This window comes from Oscillibacter sp. CU971, from assembly GCF_905219725.1.
In the GTDB taxonomy this organism is placed as follows: Bacteria; Bacillota; Clostridia; order Oscillospirales; family Oscillospiraceae; genus Oscillibacter.
The window spans coordinates 1-5,405 of record NZ_CAJMXG010000200.1 but is presented as its reverse complement, the minus strand read 5'-3'; the positions used below and the strand labels follow the sequence as shown (position 1 = coordinate 5,405).

General features: G+C 61.2%; 6 protein-coding genes. All 6 read right to left on the bottom strand.

Annotation, left to right across the window (positions count from 1 at the left end):
* Positions 1-672: antirestriction protein ArdA (locus JX325_RS12290; protein ID WP_204791404.1), on the bottom strand; the 672-nt coding region annotated here is incomplete at its 3' end.
* 71 nt (positions 673-743) lie between these two features.
* The gene (locus JX325_RS12285) at positions 744-2,825 is read right to left on the bottom strand and encodes a DNA topoisomerase 3 (protein ID WP_204791403.1); all 2,082 of its coding nucleotides are present in this window, start codon (positions 2,823-2,825) and stop codon (positions 744-746) included.
* On the bottom strand, positions 2,822-3,523 hold the full coding sequence (locus tag JX325_RS12280; RefSeq protein ID WP_204791402.1) for a DUF4366 domain-containing protein: 702 nt from the start codon (positions 3,521-3,523) through the stop codon (positions 2,822-2,824). Before JX325_RS12280 ends, JX325_RS12285 begins: the two co-directional genes overlap by 4 nt.
* The gene (locus tag JX325_RS12275; RefSeq protein ID WP_204791401.1) at positions 3,513-3,764 is read right to left on the bottom strand and encodes a DUF4315 family protein; all 252 of its coding nucleotides are present in this window, start codon (positions 3,762-3,764) and stop codon (positions 3,513-3,515) included. Before JX325_RS12275 ends, JX325_RS12280 begins: the two co-directional genes overlap by 11 nt.
* A gap of 2 nt (positions 3,765-3,766) precedes the next feature.
* Positions 3,767-4,219: an XF1762 family protein gene (locus JX325_RS12270; protein WP_204791400.1), complete on the bottom strand. Its 453-nt coding sequence runs from the start codon at positions 4,217-4,219 to the stop codon at positions 3,767-3,769.
* Between the two features lie 13 nt (positions 4,220-4,232).
* Positions 4,233-5,405 (bottom strand): CD1108 family mobile element protein (locus tag JX325_RS12265; RefSeq protein WP_204791399.1); only part of this gene is annotated, 1,173 nt, incomplete at its 5' end.

Genomic DNA, 5,405 nt, shown 5'->3' with positions numbered 1-5,405 from the left:
GGTCTGCTCCGGCTGGGGCTGGGGACGGCTGGCCTCGTCCCGCTCCACCTGCGGAGGGGGAAAGGACAGCACCCGGTATTCCTCCGGCACAAGCTGGCCCTCATAGACACGCCGCCACTGGTCGCCGCTTTTGACGATATAGCCGTATTCGGTAAAGGCCCCCTGTTCCAGTCCGGCGATGTGCTTCCCCAGCGCCGCTGTGTCGATGGCGGGCTTCCACTCGTCGGGCATATCCACCATGCCGGAGCGGTTCAGATAGTAGTCCCCCAGCGCGGCCACAGTATGGATGTCGGGGAGATTGACATAGTAATCCAGGTTGTCGGGGTAGTCGATCATGCGCCAAATCGTCCGCATTTCGGTGTCTTTCTGCTGCAAGGCGGCGTTCAGTGTGCCGATCTCATAGTCATTCAGCTTTTCCAGCCGGGCGGCAAGGAAATTCAGCTCATTCACGCCGGAGGCCAGCGCCAGGTCGTGGGGGATAGCCAGGTGTCGGCCCTCCGGGGAGGAAAAGCCGCTGATGAAATAGTCCCAGGGATTATCCTGCGTGACGCCGATCTGCCTCATCGCCGCCCGCACCTGTTCCGCCGTGGCGGGCAAGTCCAGCCAGACGCCGGTTTTGCCGTCCCGCTGGGTGGTATGATTGCTCAACTGTATGGAAAATACTTCGCTCACTCGGTCGCTCCTTTCTGTTCAAAAGATGTTCCCCCGCCCAGCCGGACGGAGGAAACGATGAACTTATCCGATTATTTCTTCCACTCCATACGGAAATTGACATATTTGCCGCCGGTATCGGCCAGAAGCACCGTGCCGTCGTAGGTCTTGCCGGTCTTGGGGGAGAACAGGCCCTTGATCTTCACCTTTCCATCTTTGAGCAGGGCGGCGGCGATCTTCGGGGTGAACGCCTTTTTCCGTTCCTCAAAGAAGCGGTCGTTCTTCCACATGACGAACTGACAAGCCCGGTTGCCGCAGTAGTAATTCTTCTTGCCCTCGTAGACGGTTTCGCCGCAGCGGGGACACGTCCCAATGGCGACACGCTCCGTCTGAAACAACTTCTGCTTGTCCTCGCTGACGCAGGAATAGGTTTTCACCAGGTCGCGGGCCTGTGCCTCAATACCGGCCATGAACTCGTCCGGGTCGGCCTCGCCCTTGGCGATCTCGGTCAAACGGCTTTCCCATTCAGCGGTCAGGGCCGGGGAGGTTAGCGCCTCCGGCAGTACCGCCGCCAGATTGATGCCGTCTTGGGTGGGAAGAAGCTGCTTGCCCTTGCGCTGGATGAAGCCGGTCTGCACCAGTTTTTCCAGGATAGCGGCACGGGTGGCGGGCGTCCCCAGTCCCTTGCGCTCGGCGTCGTCGGGCATATCCTCGGCCCCGGCCCGCTCCATAGCCGACAGCAGGGTATCTTCGGTGTAGGGCTTGGGGGGCGACGTGAAATGCTCGGTGACGGAAGCGGCCACATCCTCGAAAATCTGCCCCTCGGTGATGGCGGGCAGCTCCGCCACGGCCTNGCCGTCCTCGTCGGCGTCGGTTTTCAGGGAGGCCCGGAAACGGCGGTCAATGTCTTTCCAGCCAGCGGCCAAGATGGTCTTGCCCTTGGCGGTGAACTCCTGCCCGGCGCAGGTGAAAACGGCGGTGACGGCCTCGTACTCATGGGCCGGGGCCACGGCGCACAGCAGCTTACAGCACACCAGGGACAGCAGCTTCCTTNCGCTGTCCGCCAGCCCGGAAAAGCCCTGTTTCACGAACTCCGCCGTGGGAATGATGGCGTGGTGGTCGCTCACCTTGGCGCTGTTCAGGACGCGGCGGATCTCCGGGGAGAACACCGCGCCCTCCATAAACACCAGCATAGGAACCAGGTCGGCCACGATGCCCGCCGCCGTCTGCTCCATGTCGTCGGTGAGGAAACGGCTGTCCGTCCGGGGGTAGGTCAGCAGGCGCTTTTCATACAGCGTTTGGGCGTAGTCAAGGGTCTGCTTGGCCGTGAAGCCGAAAAGCCGGTTGGCCTCCCGCTGTAAGGTGGTGAGGTCATAGAGCTTGGGCGGCTGTTCGGTTTTCTTCTCCCGCTGGATGGAAGTACANANGGCCTGCGCTCCCCCGCAGGCCGTCTTGACGCTCTCCGCCCCGGCGGGGTCGGGGAAGCGGTCGCTTGCCGCCTCCACGCCGCCCCCGGCGATATGGACGATGTGATATTTCTCTTTCTGGAAGCCGGTGATCTTGGCGTCCCTGTCCGCCAGCATTTTCAGGGTGGGGGTCTGGACGCGGCCCACGGTCAGGGTCTTGTGGTACAGCACAGAGAAAAGCCGGGTGTCGTTAATGCCGATCAGCCAGTCCGCTTTGGCTCGGCACAGCGCCGATTGATGCAGGGGGTCATAGTCCCGGCCCGGTTTCAGGTGGGCGAAGCCCTCCCGAATGGCGCTGTCCTCCATGCNGGANATCCNCAGCCGCTTCATGNGCTTGGTACAGCCCGCCAGGTAATAGACTGTGCGGAAGATCAATTCGCCCTCCCGCCCGGCATCGCAGGCGTTGATAACCTCGCTCACTTCCTCGGAGCGAAGCAGTGTCCGCAGGGTGTCGAACCGCTCCCGCTTGTCCGGGGGGACGGTCAGCCGCCAGCTCTCCGGGATGATGGGCAAATCCTCATAGCGCCACTTTTTGAAACGCTCGTCATACACTCCGGCGTCGGCAAAGGACACCAGATGCCCGATGCACCAGGACACCAGGTAGCCGTTGCCCTGCAAGTAGCCCTCTTGCCGGTCAGTCGCCCCGATCACGGCGGCGATGCTCCGGGCCACGCTGGGTTTTTCCGCGATAACCAACTGATAGCTCATTCCTCGTCCTCCATTTCTTCACCCTCCGGCTCGTCCTCGTCGTCAAAGTCATATTCGGACAGGTCGGAACTGCCGGACATATCCGCCTTGGGCTTGCGGAGCTTGAAGTAGTACAACGCCCCACCACCGCCAGCCAGGGCCACGATCAGCAACACCAGCAGACCGCCCATGCCGCCCTTCTTCTCCTTGGCCGGGGGTTCGGGTTCTTCCGGCTCCTGCGGTTCCGGCGCTTTCCCAGCGCAGGCGGTCAGATTGTTGGCGCAGACAGGGCAGGCGGTATTGACGGCCCCGGCCTCGCACTTCACAGAGCAGGTACAGACGGCGGGCGGTTCTTCCTCCGCCTCCATCAGCGCCAGCAAATCGGCCTCGTCCACCTGATTGAGAAAATGCACCGTGTTTTCGCCGTCCCCGGCCCGGTCGATGATGATGTAAAAATAATTGCCGGTCTTGGAAACGACGGTGATAAACTGCTTATCCTCGGACGCTTCGCCGTCGATGTCGTCCACCAGGGACATATTGCCCTCCGGGGTCAGGGGCTTGGGGGCAGGAGTGGACGCCTCTTCCCCGGTCGGCTCGGTGGGTATGACCTCTCCTTCCTCGTCGCCGCCCCCGGCAAAGGCCGTTGTGGTGAACATGGCGGCGGACAGGCCCACAGCCAGAATGACAGAGAGAAAACGGGTAATGATCTTATTCCTCATGGCCGGTGTCCTCCTTTTCGTGATAGGGCGTCAGGGTGGGGGCGGTCTGCAAGGCCCCGCCCCGCAGGAACGCCGCAAATTCCTCCCTCGTCATGTTCATGCCCCGGACAAGCTGGATGATCTGCAAATTCTCCTGCTCGGTTTTCTGCCCCTCCAGCTCCCGAAGCTGCTTGTTGTACTCCGCGATCTTGGACTTCACTTTCTGGATGTCCTTTTCGATGCGGTCAAGTTTGTTTGCCATAGTCAAAACTCCTTTCCGATGGATTTTTCATAGCGGTATTTCATCTGCGCCGGGTATAAGTCCTCCTTGGGGCGGCGGCTCCCCGTCCAGCGTTTGCCGCCAGCCAGCCCAGCGCAGGCCCAGCCAGCGGCCCGCAGACTGACCCCGCTCTCCGTGTCCAGAATGTAGGTGACGATCTTCCGATAGCCCATCGCCCGCGCCGCCCTCCATGCGGCGGCATAGAGAAAGCTGCAGGCGTTTTTCGTGCCGTCCGTGCAAAGCCGGTTGACTTCCAGCGTGTGGCCGTCGTCCAGATACCGGCTGACAGGTCTGCCCACGATAGCGACGCCAGCCAGCCGCCCGGCCTCGGTGCAGGCGATGGAAAACTTGTGGCCGGTCACGGGCTTGTGGTGGCGGTGATGCTGGGCGACAAAGGCGTTGGCGTCTTTCAGGGATATGGGGGATAATGTCAGCACTTCACAGCCTCCCTCAATCCCAATTCATCAATCCGTAACCTCGGATAACGCTGCTGTTCAAAGGATAACTCTTGATCTTGCAGGCGTTGCCGCTGTTGCCCTCCACCGTGTAGACATTCGTGCCGTCCGTGCCGATCACGATGCCCACATGGTCGGCGTTGCCGCTGTTGTCCCAATCGAAGAAAATTGCGTCGCCGGGGGCGATGTCGCTGTACCCCCGGTTGGCCCACTGGCCCCGTGACTGGAACCAGGCCATGCCCCCGGTCGTGCAGCCGGAAAATCTCGGCTCCNAAAGCNCGGNCTGATTGTAGCACCAGNACACGAAGCAGGCGCACCAGGCTACCCGGCTGTCAAAGCCGTACCAGCTCCAATAGGGCTGGCCGTTNACATTCCCCACCTGCGATTTTGCGATGTCCACCACAGCGGTATTGCCCGGCCTCGTCCCGTTGACGAAGTGAACGCCGCTGATGTCCTCGGACGCGCTGATGTCGGGGGAACCGCCGCCGAATACCAGCGGATTGTTGCCGCTCGTTTCCAGATAGACATTGAACATTTCCAACTGCTCCGGCGTCAACAGCTCCGGGGCGATAGAAACGATAGACCGGGCCGTGAGCTTCACATTGAGGATGTAGTAATTGTAAGGCACTTCCACATCGTAGTCGTTGCCCTCGCTGTCCGTCCGGGTTTCTGTGCGGTAGCGGACTTCAACCGTTGTCGTGGTGGTAAGGGTGTACTGCTTGGCAAATACCCGCTGTAACTCCGCCTGAACCTCCGCCAGCGTGTAGCGCGGCAATATGGAGGTCAGGAAAGAAGCCAATTCGTGGGGGTTGTGCATGATCTCGTCCAGATCGTAGCGGTATTCGTCGTAGCCGGGGTAGGTGCTGGGGATGTTGTCGATCTGCCGCTGTAAGTCGTTCTCCATGCCCACATAGGCGTTTTCCACGGCGATCAGGTCAGCGTCGTCGGAGAGGTAGGAGGTGGCCGTGAAGCCGGAACCGAAGCCGCCGATGATGGAGGAACAGGACTGTAAGCCGCCCATCAGGAACGAGGTCATAATCAGCAGGGCCAGGGCGACCAGACAGCCTTTCCAGTGCCGGACGGCAAAGGAGGCCAGCCGTTCACTTTCCTTGACCGCTTCCTTGGCGGCTTTACCGCCGGACTTGGCCGCTTTCGCCGCCCCCTGCGC